The organism is Cobetia sp. 29-18-1, from assembly GCF_029846405.1.
Lineage (GTDB): Bacteria > Pseudomonadota > Gammaproteobacteria > Pseudomonadales > Halomonadaceae > Cobetia > Cobetia amphilecti.
In genome coordinates this window covers 18,932-32,949 of record NZ_JARWKS010000023.1, presented here as the reverse complement: position 1 = coordinate 32,949, position 14,018 = coordinate 18,932, and the positions used below count along the sequence as shown (strand labels likewise).

Annotated in this window: 24 protein-coding genes; all 24 read right to left on the bottom strand. The window is 57.7% G+C overall.

The window, feature by feature from the left end; all coding sequences use genetic code 11:
• Positions 1-8: 8 nt before the first annotated feature.
• The gene (gene secY, locus QD208_RS15430) at positions 9-1,343 is read right to left on the bottom strand and encodes a preprotein translocase subunit SecY (RefSeq protein ID WP_043334831.1); all 1,335 of its coding nucleotides are present in this window, start codon (positions 1,341-1,343) and stop codon (positions 9-11) included.
• Positions 1,344-1,778 (bottom strand): 50S ribosomal protein L15, encoded by a 435-nt coding sequence (gene rplO / locus QD208_RS15425; RefSeq protein WP_043334834.1) that lies wholly within the window; start codon positions 1,776-1,778, stop codon positions 1,344-1,346. It lies immediately after the preceding gene.
• A 3-nt stretch (positions 1,779-1,781) separates the two neighbouring features.
• Positions 1,782-1,964, bottom strand: a complete 183-nt coding sequence (gene rpmD, locus QD208_RS15420; RefSeq protein ID WP_024950669.1) for a 50S ribosomal protein L30 — start codon at positions 1,962-1,964, stop codon at positions 1,782-1,784.
• A 6-nt stretch (positions 1,965-1,970) separates the two neighbouring features.
• Positions 1,971-2,471 carry a 30S ribosomal protein S5 gene (gene rpsE / locus QD208_RS15415; protein WP_054556902.1) on the bottom strand — a complete coding sequence of 167 codons (501 nt, stop codon included), beginning with the start codon at positions 2,469-2,471 and terminating at the stop codon, positions 1,971-1,973.
• 11 nt (positions 2,472-2,482) lie between these two features.
• Positions 2,483-2,833 carry a 50S ribosomal protein L18 gene (rplR, locus tag QD208_RS15410; RefSeq protein ID WP_024950667.1) on the bottom strand — a complete coding sequence of 117 codons (351 nt, stop codon included), beginning with the start codon at positions 2,831-2,833 and terminating at the stop codon, positions 2,483-2,485.
• Positions 2,834-2,842: 9 nt separating this feature from the next.
• Positions 2,843-3,373: a 50S ribosomal protein L6 gene (gene rplF / locus QD208_RS15405; protein ID WP_043334838.1), complete on the bottom strand. Its 531-nt coding sequence runs from the start codon at positions 3,371-3,373 to the stop codon at positions 2,843-2,845.
• A 9-nt stretch (positions 3,374-3,382) separates the two neighbouring features.
• Complete coding sequence (rpsH, locus tag QD208_RS15400) at positions 3,383-3,775, bottom strand: 30S ribosomal protein S8 (protein WP_043334840.1); 393 nt, start codon at positions 3,773-3,775, stop codon at positions 3,383-3,385.
• Positions 3,776-3,807: 32 nt separating this feature from the next.
• Positions 3,808-4,113, bottom strand: coding sequence for a 30S ribosomal protein S14 (gene rpsN, locus QD208_RS15395; protein ID WP_043334842.1), 306 nt, complete (start codon positions 4,111-4,113; stop codon positions 3,808-3,810).
• A 9-nt stretch (positions 4,114-4,122) separates the two neighbouring features.
• A complete protein-coding gene (gene rplE / locus QD208_RS15390; RefSeq protein ID WP_043334844.1) occupies positions 4,123-4,662 on the bottom strand; it encodes a 50S ribosomal protein L5 in 540 nt (179 codons plus the stop codon).
• Between the two features lie 17 nt (positions 4,663-4,679).
• Positions 4,680-4,997 (bottom strand): 50S ribosomal protein L24, encoded by a 318-nt coding sequence (gene rplX / locus QD208_RS15385; RefSeq protein ID WP_043334846.1) that lies wholly within the window; start codon positions 4,995-4,997, stop codon positions 4,680-4,682.
• 15 nt (positions 4,998-5,012) lie between these two features.
• On the bottom strand, positions 5,013-5,384 hold the full coding sequence (gene rplN, locus QD208_RS15380; protein WP_043334850.1) for a 50S ribosomal protein L14: 372 nt from the start codon (positions 5,382-5,384) through the stop codon (positions 5,013-5,015).
• 50 nt (positions 5,385-5,434) lie between these two features.
• Positions 5,435-5,695 carry a 30S ribosomal protein S17 gene (gene rpsQ / locus QD208_RS15375; RefSeq protein ID WP_043334852.1) on the bottom strand — a complete coding sequence of 87 codons (261 nt, stop codon included), beginning with the start codon at positions 5,693-5,695 and terminating at the stop codon, positions 5,435-5,437.
• A 1-nt stretch (position 5,696) separates the two neighbouring features.
• The gene (rpmC, locus tag QD208_RS15370; RefSeq protein WP_024950659.1) at positions 5,697-5,888 is read right to left on the bottom strand and encodes a 50S ribosomal protein L29; all 192 of its coding nucleotides are present in this window, start codon (positions 5,886-5,888) and stop codon (positions 5,697-5,699) included.
• Positions 5,888-6,301 carry a 50S ribosomal protein L16 gene (rplP, locus tag QD208_RS15365; RefSeq protein WP_043334854.1) on the bottom strand — a complete coding sequence of 138 codons (414 nt, stop codon included), beginning with the start codon at positions 6,299-6,301 and terminating at the stop codon, positions 5,888-5,890. The genes rpmC and rplP overlap by 1 nt, the downstream gene beginning before the upstream one ends.
• An 11-nt stretch (positions 6,302-6,312) precedes the next feature.
• Positions 6,313-7,005: a 30S ribosomal protein S3 gene (rpsC, locus tag QD208_RS15360; RefSeq protein ID WP_043334856.1), complete on the bottom strand. Its 693-nt coding sequence runs from the start codon at positions 7,003-7,005 to the stop codon at positions 6,313-6,315.
• A 10-nt stretch (positions 7,006-7,015) separates the two neighbouring features.
• The gene (gene rplV, locus QD208_RS15355) at positions 7,016-7,348 is read right to left on the bottom strand and encodes a 50S ribosomal protein L22 (RefSeq protein WP_043334859.1); all 333 of its coding nucleotides are present in this window, start codon (positions 7,346-7,348) and stop codon (positions 7,016-7,018) included.
• A 19-nt stretch (positions 7,349-7,367) separates the two neighbouring features.
• Positions 7,368-7,643, bottom strand: coding sequence for a 30S ribosomal protein S19 (gene rpsS, locus QD208_RS15350; protein WP_024950655.1), 276 nt, complete (start codon positions 7,641-7,643; stop codon positions 7,368-7,370).
• Positions 7,644-7,665: 22 nt separating this feature from the next.
• Positions 7,666-8,493, bottom strand: a complete 828-nt coding sequence (gene rplB / locus QD208_RS15345; RefSeq protein WP_043334862.1) for a 50S ribosomal protein L2 — start codon at positions 8,491-8,493, stop codon at positions 7,666-7,668.
• A gap of 16 nt (positions 8,494-8,509) precedes the next feature.
• Positions 8,510-8,806 carry a 50S ribosomal protein L23 gene (rplW, locus tag QD208_RS15340; protein WP_043334865.1) on the bottom strand — a complete coding sequence of 99 codons (297 nt, stop codon included), beginning with the start codon at positions 8,804-8,806 and terminating at the stop codon, positions 8,510-8,512.
• A complete protein-coding gene (gene rplD, locus QD208_RS15335) occupies positions 8,803-9,408 on the bottom strand; it encodes a 50S ribosomal protein L4 (RefSeq protein WP_054556901.1) in 606 nt (201 codons plus the stop codon). Before rplD ends, rplW begins: the two co-directional genes overlap by 4 nt.
• 13 nt (positions 9,409-9,421) lie before the next feature.
• A complete protein-coding gene (rplC, locus tag QD208_RS15330; RefSeq protein ID WP_024950651.1) occupies positions 9,422-10,060 on the bottom strand; it encodes a 50S ribosomal protein L3 in 639 nt (212 codons plus the stop codon).
• A 146-nt stretch (positions 10,061-10,206) separates the two neighbouring features.
• Positions 10,207-10,518 (bottom strand): 30S ribosomal protein S10, encoded by a 312-nt coding sequence (rpsJ, locus tag QD208_RS15325; protein ID WP_024950650.1) that lies wholly within the window; start codon positions 10,516-10,518, stop codon positions 10,207-10,209.
• Between the two features lie 147 nt (positions 10,519-10,665).
• The gene (gene tuf / locus QD208_RS15320; RefSeq protein ID WP_043334873.1) at positions 10,666-11,859 is read right to left on the bottom strand and encodes an elongation factor Tu; all 1,194 of its coding nucleotides are present in this window, start codon (positions 11,857-11,859) and stop codon (positions 10,666-10,668) included.
• A gap of 29 nt (positions 11,860-11,888) precedes the next feature.
• The gene (gene fusA / locus QD208_RS15315) at positions 11,889-14,006 is read right to left on the bottom strand and encodes an elongation factor G (protein WP_043334876.1); all 2,118 of its coding nucleotides are present in this window, start codon (positions 14,004-14,006) and stop codon (positions 11,889-11,891) included.
• Between the last annotated feature and the right edge of the window lie 12 nt (positions 14,007-14,018).

The window sequence follows — 14,018 nt, the reverse complement described above, 5'->3', positions numbered from 1 at the left end:
CTGCGCAATCAGCGCATCATGCCACCGCTGCCATAGCCTTTGAGGTTGGCCTTCTTCATCACCGACGCATACTGATTTGACATCAGATGCGACTGCACCTGGGCCATGAAGTCCATGACCACCACGACCACGATGAGCAGAGAGGTGCCGCCGAAATAGAACGGAACCTGCCATGCAACAACGAGGAATTGAGGCATCAGGGAGACTAGGGTGATGTAGAGGGCGCCGAACAGCGTCAGGCGAGTCATCACCTTATCGATGTAACGGGCGGTCTGTTCGCCTGGGCGAATACCCGGCAGAAACGCTCCTGACTTCTTGAGGTTGTCAGCAACATCCTTCGGATTGAAGACCAGCGCCGTGTAGAAGAAGCAGAAGAATACTACAGCGGCAGCGAAAAGCAAGATATACAGTGGCTGACCCGGCCCGAGAGCCTGAGATGCCGTCTGCAACCATTGCATGCTTTCACTCTGGCCAAACCATTGACCCATCGACGCAGGGAACAGCAGGATGCTTGACGCGAAGATCGGCGGGATGACCCCGGCCATGTTGACCTTCATCGGCAAGTAGCTGCTCTGACCTGCATACATCTTGTTGCCAACCTGACGGCGCGGATAGTTCACCGTGATGCGGCGTTGGCCGCGTTCGATGAACACCACGAAGGCAACGGTAATGACTGCGAGCAGCGTCAGCGCCAGCAGCGGAAGCACATTCCAGGCACCATCATTGCGCGCCAGTTCGAAAGACTGGCCGATGGCACTCGGCAGCCCGGCGACAATACCAGCAAAGATGATCAGTGAGATCCCGTTGCCGATACCCTTCTCGGTGATCTGCTCTCCCAGCCACATCAGGAACACTGCACCAGCCACGAACGTACTCACGGCGGTGAAGTAGAAGCTGAAGTCAGCGGAATAGGCGACACCGTTTCCGACCAGTCCGACTGCCATGCCGATCGATTGGACCAGGGCCAGTACTACCGTGCCGTAGCGCGTGTACTGGCTGATCTTGCGACGGCCGGCCTCGCCTTCCTTTTTCAACTGCTCAAGCTGAGGCGAGACCACCGTCAGGAGCTGCATGATGATCGACGCGGATATGTAGGGCATGATGCCCAGCGCGAAGATACTCATTCGCTCCAGTGCACCACCGGAGAACATGTTGAACATGCTCAGGATGGTGCCCTGGTTTTCCCTGAACAAGGCAGCAAGCTGGTCAGGATTGATACCGGGAACGGGGATGTGTGCACCGATTCGGTACACCACGATGGCGATGAACACGAAGCGCAAACGCGCCCAGAGTTCGCTCAACCCACTTCCCTGCATCGCCGGTACGTTTCCTGACTTAGCCATTTAGTCCTCTACCTTGCCACCGGCAGCTTCGATCGCAGCACGGGCACCCTTGGTGACCTTAATGCCGCGAACCGTGACTGCCTTGTCCAGTTCGCCGGAGAGCATGACCTTCGCGAACTTCGTGGAATCACGAAGCACGTTGGCCTTCTTCAGCGTTTCGAGGTCGACGATCTCGCCGTCTACCAGTGCCAGTTCGCTCAGGCGCACTTCTTCGGAAATCAGAGACTTCGCGGAAGTGAAACCAAACTTCGGCAGGCGACGCTGCATAGGCATCTGACCGCCTTCGAAGCCCGGCTTGACGCTGCCACCGGAACGGGACTTCTGGCCCTTGTGGCCACGACCGCCGGTCTTACCAAGACCGGAGCCGATACCACGACCGACACGCTTTGCAGCGTGCTTGGAGCCCGGGGCCGGACTCAGGGTATTCAATTTCATGGATTACTCTCCCTCAACACGGACAAGGTAGTGAACCTTGTTGATCATGCCGCGTACCGCGGGGGTGTCTTCCAGCTCGACAGTGTGACCGATGCGGCGCAGGCCAAGACCTTTCATAGTGGCCTTGTGCTTTTCGAGGACGCCGATGGTGCTGCGGATCTGGGTTACCGTGATCTTAGCTGCCATGGTGCCTTACCCCGCAATCTTGTCGACAGACAGGCCACGCTTGGCGGCGATGTCTTCCGGAGATTTCATGGCAGCGAGACCGTTGATGGTCGCGCGCACCACGTTGACCGGATTGGTGGAACCGTAGCACTTGGCCAGGACGTCATGGACGCCTGCCAGTTCGAGCACGGAACGCATCGCACCGCCGGCAATGATGCCGGTACCTTCGGACGCTGGCTGCATGTAGATCTTGGATGCGCCGTGACGAGCCTTCACCGGGTACTGCAGGGTGTGGCCCTTCAGGTCAACCTTGATCATGTTGCGACGAGCTTGGTCCATTGCCTTCTGGATCGCGACCGGCACTTCACGCGCCTTGCCACGGCCGAAGCCAACACGACCATTGCCGTCACCAACGACAGTCAGAGCGGTGAAACCGAAGATACGGCCGCCCTTGACTACCTTGGCGACGCGGTTGATCTGCACGAGCTTCTCTTGCAGGTCACCGCCCTTCTGTTCGATATTCGCCATCGTAAAACCCTTTAGAATTCCAGGCCGCCTTCACGTGCGGCATCGGCCAGGGCCTTCACGCGACCGTGGTACTTGTACCCGGAGCGATCGAAAGCCACTTGCTTGATACCCGCTTCCTTCGCGCGCTCGGCAATCAGAGCACCCACCTTGGCGGCGGAGTCCGAGTTACCGGTAGAACCTTCGCGCAGGCTCTTGTCGAGCGTGGATGCGGTGGCCAGGACCTGGCCGCCATCCGGCGAGATGATCTGCGCGTAGATGTGACGCGGGGTGCGGTTCACGCACAGGCGAAACACGCCCAGCTCGCGGATTTTCGCACGAGCGCGGCGGGCACGACGGAGACGAGATTCTTTCTTCGCGTTCATAACCCTGCCTTACTTCTTCTTGGCTTCTTTACGACGGACGACTTCGTCGCTGTACCGAATACCTTTGCCCTTGTAGGGCTCCGGCGGACGGAATGCGCGAATCTCTGCGGCGACCTGACCCAAAGCCTGCTTGTCAGCAGACGTGAGGACGATCTGAGTGTTCTTCGGCGTTTCAGCCGTAACACTTGCCGGCAGTTCATAGTCGACCGGGTGTGAGAAGCCCAGTGTCAGGTTGATTGTCTGGCCTTTGGCCTGGGCACGATAACCCACACCATTGATTTCCAGAGACTTGGTGAAGCCTACGGAAACACCAGACACCATGTTGTTGACCAGAGCACGAGTGGTACCAACCATTGCCCAGTTCTTGGCGGTCTCGGACGGAGCGAAGGTCATTTGACCTTCTTCCATAGAGATGACCACGTCCTGGTGGACGGTCAGTTCCAGCTGGCCTTTGCTGCCCTTCACGGTCAGCTTGTCGCCGTCGAGCTTTGCCTCGACGCCGTTCGGCAATTTAACCGGATACTTGGCTACGCGGGACATTCCAAACTCCTAGAATACGGTGCAGAGGACTTCGCCGCCGACACCAGCTTGACGGGCCGCACGATCGGTCATCACGCCCCGGGAGGTGGAAACGATCGCAATACCCAGGCCATCTGCGACTTTCGGAAGCTCACCCTTGCCTTTGTACTGGCGCAGGGACGGCTTGGAAATACGCTTGATGCTCTCGATAACCGACTTGCCTTCGAAGTACTTGAGGGTCACGGTCAGTTCCGGCTTGGCGCCTTCTGCGACGGCAAACTCGGAAATATAACCCTCTTCCTTCAATACGCGGGCCACTTCAACCTTGAGCTTGGAAGACGGCATGGTAACCGTCTCCTTGGTGGCCATCTGCGCATTGCGGATACGAGTGAACATATCCGCCAGAGTGTCTTGCATGCTCATTTACGTTGCGCTCCTGAATTCTTGCAGTGGTGTTACCAGCTGGACTTGGTCAGACCAGGCACGTCACCACGCATAGCGGCTTCACGCAGCTTGTTGCGGCTCAGGCCGAACTTGTTGTAGTAGCCGTGCGGACGGCCAGTGATACGGCAGCGGTTACGCTGACGGACCGGGCTGGCATCACGCGGCAGCTGCTGCAGCTTCAGCTGTGCGTCGAAGCGCTCTTCTTCAGAAGCGTTGACGTCGTTGATGATGGTCTTCAGTGCGTCGCGTTTGGCGGCGTACTTAGCGACCAGCTTGGTGCGCTTGAGCTCGCGCTCAACCATGCTTTTCTTTGCCATGATCCACCCTTATTTCTTGAACGGGAAGTTCAGCGCGCCCAGCAACGCACGACCTTCATCATCGGTGTTGGCGCTAGTGGTGATGGTGATGTCCAGGCCACGAATCCGGTCGATCTTATCATACTCGATCTCCGGGAAGATGATCTGCTCACGCACACCCATGGAGTAGTTTCCACGGCCATCGAAGGACTTCGGGTTCAGACCACGGAAGTCACGAACGCGCGGGATAGCCACGTTCACGAGACGGTCCAGGAAGTCCCACATACGATCGCTGCGCAGGGTCACCTTAACACCGATCGGCCATCCTTCGCGGACTTTGAAGCCAGCGATGGACTTGCGTGCCTTGGTGACGATGGGCTTCTGACCAGAAAGCATCTGGAGATCGGCAAACGCGTTGTCGATCAGCTTCTTGTCAGCGGTGGCTTCACCGATACCCATGTTCAGGGTCACCTTGGTGATGCGGGGAACCTGCATCACATTGGCGTAGCCGAACTGCTCTTTAAGCTGGGCGGCCACTTCGTTCTGATAACGTTCTTTCAAGTTCGCCATGTTGTACCCGACTCGCGTTAGGCGTCGATCAGCTTCTGAGTCGACTTAAAGATGCGTACCTTAGTACCGTCTTCCTGTACCTGGATTCCGACACGATCCGCCTTGCCGGTCTCCTGGTTGAAGATGGCCACGTTGGACGCGTGAATCGGAGCCTCGCGCTCGACGATACCCCCCTGGGTGCCCAGCATCGGGTTGGGCTTGGTGTGACGCTTGATCATATTCACACCGGACACGAGCAGACGCTCACCTTTCAGCACCTTGCTGATGGTACCGCGCTTGCCCTTGTCCTTCCCGGCGATGACGATGACTTCATCGTCACGTTTGATCTTTTGCATATCCGCTTCCGCTCCTTACAGCACTTCGGGCGCCAGGGAAATGATCTTCATGAACTTCTCACTGCGAAGTTCACGGGTAACCGGGCCGAAGATACGGGTACCGATCGGCTGTTCGTTGGTGTTGTTCAACAGAACGGCCGCATTACCGTCGAAGCGGATCACGGAACCGTCATTACGACGGACACCGGCTTTGGTACGAACGACCACTGCCTTCATGACCTGGCCTTTCTTGACCTTGCCACGCGGGATAGCTTCTTTGACGGTGACCTTGATGATGTCTCCAACACGAGCGTAACGGCGGTGTGAACCACCCAGCACCTTGATGCATTGCACCCGGCGCGCGCCACTGTTGTCGGCGACATCCAGCATTGTCTGAGTCTGAATCATCGGTTTTCTCCAAACCTAATCTGACTGCCTGGTGGGAACTGGCCTAGGGATTAACCCTTGGCCTGTTCAACCACCTCGACCAGGGTCCAGGCTTTCTTCTTGGACAGCGGACGAGTCTCGGCGATAGAGACGGTGTCACCGATCCGAGCCTGATTCGCCTCATCATGGGCGTGCAGCTTGGTGGAGCGTCTCAGGTACTTGCCATAGATCGGGTGACGCTCACGGCGCTCGACCATGACAACGATGGATTTTTCCATCTTGTCACTCACCACCTTGCCGGTGAGTGTGCGTGCTTTAGTTTCTTCGGCCATTTTACTCACCTGACTTCTGGTTGAGCACAGTCTTAACCTGAGCAATTTGGCGACGAGTCTGCTTGAGCAGGTGAACCTGGCTCAGCTGGCCTGTTGCCTTCTGCATGCGCAGATTGAATTGCTCACGCAGCAGTTCGAACAACTGCTCCTGGAGCGCCTCGACTGACTTTTCACGGAGTTCTTGGGCTTTCATCACATCACCGTCCGCTTAACAAAGGTGGTGGAGATCGGCATCTTCATAGCGGCCAGGCTAAATGCTTCACGGGCCAGCTCTTCGGATACACCTTCGATCTCGTAGAGGACCTTGCCGGGCTGGATCTGAGCGACCCAGTACTCGACAGAACCCTTACCTTTACCCATACGAACTTCCAACGGCTTGTTGGAGATCGGCTTGTCTGGGAAGACACGGATCCAGATCTTACCGCCACGCTTGACGTGACGAGTGATGGCACGACGGCCAGCTTCGATCTGACGAGCGGTGATACGACCACGGCCGGTGGCTTTCAGGCCAAACTCACCAAAGCTTACCTTGCTTCCGCGATGCGCCAGGCCACGGTTGCGACCTTTCTGCATCTTGCGGAATTTCATACGCTTGGGCTGTAACATCGATTACCCCCTTACTTGCCTTTCTTCTTGGGTGCGGACGCGGGCTGCTTCGCCTTGGCTCGCACCTCTTCGATGCCACCGAGGATCTCGCCTTTGAAGATCCAGACCTTGACACCAATGATGCCGTAGGTGGTGTGAGCTTCGAAGGTGGAGTAATCAATGTCAGCACGCAGGGTGTGAAGCGGAACGCGGCCTTCGCGGTACCATTCGGTACGGGCGATTTCGGCACCGCCGAGACGACCAGAGAGCTGAATCTTGATGCCCTTGGCGCCCAGACGCATTGCGTTCTGCACAGCACGCTTCATCGCACGACGGAACATGACACGACGCTCGAGCTGACCTGCCACATTGGCAGCAACCAGCTTGGCATCGAGTTCCGGCTTGCGAATCTCCTCGATGTTGATGTGGACGGGAACGCCCATCATCTCGGAAACTTCACGACGAAGGCGGTCGACATCTTCACCTTTCTTACCGATCACGATACCCGGACGGGCGGTGTGAATGGTAATACGGGCGTTGTTTGCCGGACGCTCGATGCTGATGCGGCTCACGGAAGCGCTTTTCAGACGCTCTTCCAGGAATCCACGCACCTGCAGATCGTTGTTCAGTTTGTCGGCATAGGTAGCGCCTTCGGCGTACCAGACAGAGGTATGATCCTTGACAATACCCAGTCGGAAACCTGTCGGATTAACTTTCTGACCCATTGGTCGTCTCCTACTTCTCGGCTACCTTGACGGTGATATGACAAGTGCGCTTCAAGATACGATCCGCACGGCCTTTGGCACGTGGCTGGATGCGCTTGAGCGTCATGCCCTCGTCGACACAGATAGTCGAGACGCGAAGCTCGTCAATGTCCATGCCGTTGTTTTCTTCCGCATTCGCGATCGCGGACTGCAGAACCTTGCGAACAATCTTCGCGGCCTTCTTCGGTGAGAAAGCGAGCAGATTCAGCGCCTCGGCGACCGGCTTACCGCGCACCTGGTCAGCCACCAAACGGGCCTTCTGGGCGGATAAACGAGCGCCGCGCAGCTTAGCAGCTACTTCCATCTCTTAAATCCTCTCTGGCTTACCGTTTGGCTTTTTTATCTGCAGCGTGCCCGCGGTATGTGCGGGTGGCAGCAAACTCGCCGAGCTTGTGACCGACCATTTCCTCAGAAACGAGAACCGGGACATGCTGGCGACCGTTATGGACGGCAATGGTGAGCCCGACCATGTTCGGCAGGATCATGGAACGACGCGACCAGGTCTTGATCGGTTTGCGGTCGTTCTTTTCCACTGCTGTCTCAACCTTCTTCAGCAGATGAAGGTCAATAAAAGGACCTTTCTTCAGTGAACGTGGCACAGCCGTTACCCCTCAATATCTGTTACTTGGCCTTGCGGCGACGGACGATAAGCTTATCGGTGCGCTTGTTCTTGCGAGTCTTGTGACCCTTGGTCGGGACGCCCCACGGGCTGACCGGGTGACGGCCACCAGAGGTACGACCTTCACCACCACCATGCGGGTGATCGACCGGGTTCATCGCGACACCGCGAACAGTCGGGCGCACGCCTCTCCAACGCTTAGCACCGGCCTTGCCCAGTTGACGGAGGCTGTGCTCGGAGTTGCCCACTTCGCCGAGAGTTGCACGGCATTCGGACAGCACCTTACGCATCTCGCCAGAGCGCAGACGCAGCGTGGTGTAGTTACCGTCACGTGCCACGACCTGGGCACTGGTACCTGCACTACGAGCGATCTGGGCGCCCTTGCCTGGCTTCAGCTCTACACAGTGAACGGTGGAACCCACCGGGACATTGCGCAGCGGCAGAGCGTTGCCTTTCTTGATCGGTGCGTTAACACCAGACTCGAGACGATCGCCAGCAGAGACACCTTTCGGTGCAATGATGTAGCGACGTTCGCCGTCAAGGTACTTCACCAGCGCGATGTTCGCGCTACGGTTCGGATCGTACTCCAGACGCTCAACGATGGCCGGAATGCCATCCTTGTTGCGCTTGAAATCGACCAGACGGTAATGGTGACGATGACCACCGCCGATGTGGCGAGTAGTGATGCGACCATTATTGTTACGACCACCGGACTTTGACTGCTTTTCAAGCAGCGGAGCGTACGCGCGACCTTTGAAAAGTTCGTCATTGACGACCTTTACCAGGTGGCGGCGACCGGCGGAGGTAGGTTTTGTCTTAACAATTGCCATGTTCCGTACTCCTGCCTTACTCGGCGCCAGAGAAGTCTTCGATGGTCTCGCCGGCGGCCAGAGTTACATAGGCCTTGCGATAACCAGCGCGACGACCAACACCGCGAGCGGTGCGCTTGGTCTTGCCTTTCATGTTCAGAACCTGAACACGATCGACTTTCTTACCAAACAGCGCTTCGACGGCTTTCTTGATTTCGGGCTTTGTCGCGTCGCTGGCAACCTTGAACACGTACTGGTTGTTCTCGGCAGCGACCGCGGCCTTCTCGGTCATGTGAGGACCAAGCAGGACCTTGAATACGCGTTCCTGATTCATCCCAGGTTCTCCTCGAACTTGCGCAGGGCAGCGACAGTCATCAGTACCTTGTCGTAACCGACGAGGCTGACCGGGTCAGCGCCAGCGACATTGACGACGTCAACATACGGGATGTTGCGCGCGGCCAGGTACAGATTGACGTCCTGCTCTTCAGTGACGATCAGCGCTTTCTCAAGGCCCAGTTCCTGGAGCTTGGCGATCAGCAGCTTGGTCTTCGGAGCTTCGACGCTGATAGCGTCGACCGCGACCAGGCGATCCTGACGGACCAGCTCGGACAGGATGGAACGCATGGCAGCGCGATACATCTTGCGGTTGACCTTGTGCGAGTGGTCCTGAGGACGCGCTGCAAAGGTCACACCGCCAGAACGCCACAGCGGGGAACGGATGGTACCGGCACGTGCACGACCAGTACCTTTCTGACGCCACGGCTTCTTGCCACCGCCGGACACGTCAGAACGGGTCTTCTGAGCCACGGTACCTTGACGTGCACCAGCCAGATAGGCGGTGACGACCTGGTGAACCAGAGCCTCGTTGAAGTCCTTACCAAAGGTGGCATCGGAGACGTCTACTGCGCCGCCTGCACCTGCAAGATTAAGATTCATCGGTTAATTCCCCTCAGCGAGCTTTCACAGCGGAACGCACGATCACTTCGCCGCCCGGAGCACCTGGAACGGCACCCTTGACCAGCAGAAGATTGCGTTCAGCGTCGACGCGGACCACTTCCAGGCTCTGGACGGTGGAACGGACGTTGCCCATCTGGCCAGCCATCTTCTTACCTTTGAAGACGCGGCCCGGGGTCTGACAGTTACCGATGGAACCCGGCGCGCGGTGCGACAGTGAGTTACCGTGGGTAGCGTCTTGGGTGCGGAAGTTCCAGCGCTTAACTGCGCCCTGGAAACCTTTACCCTTGGAGGTGCCGGTCACGTCAATCTTTTGACCAGCTTCAAAGAGGGATACGGTGAGTTCGCCGCCCACTGCAGGAGCTTCGTCGCCTTCGTTCAGGCGGAATTCCATCAGGGTACGGCCAGCCTCAACACCCGCCTTGGCATACTGACCAGCAGTTGCCTTGGTGAGGTGCTTGGCTTTACGAGAGCCAGTTGTCACCTGAATAGCATTGTAGCCGTCAGTCTCGAGAGACTTGATGGTCACGATGCGGTTCGGCTCAACTTCAATCACGGTAACCGGCACAGAGGCGCCAGCTTCGGTGAAGACACGGGTCATCCCGGCCTTCTTACCGACTAAACCGATAGACATGTTCAGTCTCCTTTAGTGTACGGGGCTGTCACCCGCTATGGCTGCCCTTTCCAGAGCATTCCACTAGCACATTGTATGACGCCATCCCGGCGTGGCGGCTGCTGCTCTATCAGTGAGAGCGCTGGGCCGCAGTGACTAGTGAGGTATCAGTCAACCTTGATCTGGACGTCCACACCGGCAGCCAGGTCAAGCTTCATCAGCGCATCGACAGTCTTCTCTGTCGGCTCGACGATGTCGAGAACGCGCTTGTGGGTACGAATCTCATACTGGTCACGCGCGTCCTTGTTGACGTGCGGAGAGACCAGGATGGTGTAACGCTCGCGACGGGTCGGCAGCGGGATCGGGCCACGAACCTGAGCACCGGTACGCTTTGCAGTTTCAACGATCTCTGCAGAGGACTGGTCGATCAGACGGTGGTCGAATGCTTTCAACCGGATGCGAATCTTCTGGTTTTGCATTGCCCAAAACTCCAATGGATGTCGACGGCGTAGGCCGTCACCCACGCATTCAAAGGATGCGCATTATAGGCAGACTGACATCAGGTGTCAAACATGCGAGAAAAGGGGGCCCATCAGGGCCCCCTTCTGTGTCAGGTAAGGAGAACCTTACTCGACGATTTTGGCCACGACGCCAGCGCCGACGGTACGACCGCCTTCACGGATAGCGAAACGCAGACCATCTTCCATGGCGATCGGAGCGATCAGAGACACGACCATCTGGACGTTGTCGCCCGGCATGACCATCTCGACGCCTTCCGGCAGCTCACAGGTACCAGTGATGTCAGTGGTACGGAAGTAGAACTGCGGACGATAGCCTTTGAAGAACGGAGTGTGACGACCGCCTTCTTCCTTGGACAGGACGTAGACTTCGGCTTCGAACTTGGTGTGCGGCTTGATGGAGCCCGGCTTGGCCAGAACCTGGCCACGCTCGACGTCATCACGCTTGGTGCCGCGCAGCAGGGCGCCGACGTTTTCGCCAGCACGACCTTCGTCCAGCAGCTTGCGGAACATCTCGACACCGGTAACGGTAGTCTTGGTGGTGTCACGCACGCCGATGATCTCGATCTCTTCGCCAGTCTTGACCAGACCACGCTCGATACGGCCAGTGACGACGGTACCGCGGCCAGAGATGGAGAAGACGTCTTCGATCGGCATCAGGAACGGCTGGTCGATAGCGCGCTCCGGCTCCGGGATGTACGCATCCAGGGCCTTGATCAGGTTGGCAACGGCGGTAGTACCCATGCCGTTGTCGTCCTTGCCTTCCAGAGCCATCAGGGCAGAGCCGATGATGATCGGAGTGTCGTCGCCCGGGAAGTCGTACTCGCTCAGGAGTTCACGAACTTCCATCTCGACCAGCTCGAGCAGTTCTTCGTCATCGACCATGTCAGCCTTGTTCAGGAAGACAACGATGAACGGAACGCCGACCTGACGGGACAGCAGGATGTGCTCGCGAGTCTGCGGCATGGGGCCGTCAGCAGCGGAACAGACCAGGATAGCGCCGTCCATCTGGGCAGCACCGGTGATCATGTTCTTGACGTAGTCGGCGTGACCCGGGCAGTCGACGTGCGCGTAGTGACGCACTTCGGACTGATATTCCACGTGAGCGGTGGAGATGGTGATACCACGCTCACGCTCTTCCGGGGCATTATCGATGGAGTCAAACGCACGCGCGTCACCACCGAAGACTTCTGCAGAGACGCGAGTCAGAGCCGCAGTCAGAGTGGTCTTGCCGTGATCGACGTGACCAATGGTGCCGACGTTGACGTGCGGCTTCGAACGCTCAAATTTTTCCTTAGCCACTGCTATAACCTCTTTCGTTAGCTAATCGGTTACTTCTGATTGATGACGGCTTCGACGATGCTGTTCGGTGCTTCGTCGTATTTCGCAAACTCCATGGAGTAGCTTGCGCGGCCCTGGGTCTGTGAGCGCAGGTCGGTCGCATAACCGAACATCTCACCCAGCGGCACCAGTGCATTGATGATCTTGCCAGTGGAAGAATCATCCATGCCCTGAACGAGGCCACGACGACGGTTCAGGTCGCCCATGACGTCACCCATGAAATCTTCAGGCGTGACGACTTCGACTTTCATGAGCGGCTCAAGCAGCACTGCACCCGCTTTCGGGGCACCGGCCTTGATCGCCATGGAAGAGGCGACCTTGAACGCAGTCTCGTTGGAGTCGACGTCGTGGTAGGAACCATCGAACAGCGTGACCTTGACGTCGATCATCGGATAACCGGCGATGACACCATTCTTGAGCTGCTCAGCGGCGCCCTTCTCGACGGCCGGCACGTATTCCTTCGGAACCGCACCACCGACGATCTCGGACTCGAACTTGAAGGTCATTTCTTCGTCGTCGCCCTTGTCCTCTGCAGTCAGAGGCTCAATGCGAAGCCAGACGTGACCGAACTGACCACGACCGCCGGACTGACGAACGAACTTGCCTTCCTGCTCGACCTTGGTACGGATGGTCTCACGGTAAGCCACCTGCGGCTTGCCGATGTTCGCCTCGACATTGAACTCGCGACGCATGCGGTCGACGAGGATGTCCAGGTGAAGCTCACCCATACCGGAGATGATGGTCTGACCGGACTCTTCGTCGGTCTCGACGCGGAAGGACGGATCTTCCTGGGCCAGCTTGCCCAGTGCAACACCCATCTTTTCCTGGTCGGCCTTGGACTTCGGCTCGACAGCGACGGAGATGACCGGCTCAGGGAATTCCATGCGCTCAAGCACGATCTTGTGATCCGGGTCACACAGGGTGTCACCGGTGGTCACGTCTTTCAGACCGATACATGCGGCGATATCGCCAGCATAGACTTCCTTGATCTCCTCACGAGAGTTGGAGTGCATCTGGACGATACGACCGACACGCTCCTTCTTGCTCTTGACGGAGTTGAAGACGCCATCACCAGACTTCAGCACGCCCGAGTAGACGCGGATGAAGGTCAGGGTACCAACGAACGGATCGGTCGCGATCTTGAACGCCAGCGCCGCGAACGGAGCCTTGTCGTCAGCTTCGCGGGTCTCGATGGTACCGTCCTTGTCGTCAAGCTCACCTTCGATGGCCTTGACTTCAAGCGGAGACGGCATGTATTCGATGACCGCATCCAGAACCGCCTGGACACCCTTGTTCTTGAAGGCAGAACCACAGGTCACGAGGCAGATTTCGTTGGCCAGGGTACGCTGACGCAGCGCAGCCTTGACTTCTTCCTCGGACAGCTCGCCTTCTTCAAGGTACTTGTCCATCAGCTCTTCGGACGCTTCAGCAGCAGACTCGAGCATGTGTTCACGCCATTCGGCAGCTGTATCTTGCAGCTCGGCCGGAATGTCGATCAGCTCGTAGTTCATGCCGTGATTGTCTTCGTCCCAGACAATGGCCTTCATCTTGATCAGGTCGATGACGCCCTTGAACTCGTCTTCCGCACCCCAGTTGATCTGGATCGGGACGGCGTTCGCGCCCAGGCGCTTGCGCACCTGCTCGACGACCATGAAGAAGTCCGCGCCAGCGCGGTCCATCTTGTTGACGAAGATCATGCGCGGAACTTCGTAACGGTTGGCCTGACGCCAGACAGTCTCTGTCTGCGGCTGGACACCGGAAGAACCACACAGCACCACGACCGCGCCATCGAGAACACGCAGTGAACGCTCGACTTCAACAGTGAAGTCAACGTGCCCCGGAGTATCGATGATGTTGATACGGTGCTCGTCGAACTGCTTGCTCATGCCCTGCCAGAAGCAGGTGGTCGCCGCAGAGGTGATCGTGATGCCACGTTCCTGTTCCTGCTCCATCCAGTCCATGGTGGCAGCACCATCGTGGACTTCGCCGACCTTGTGAGACAGGCCGGTATAGAACAGGACGCGCTCGGTAGTGGTAGTCTTACCGGCGTCGACGTGGGCACAGATACCGATGTTGCGGTAACGCTTAAGTGGAGTCTTGCGTGCCACGGTGAGTATCCC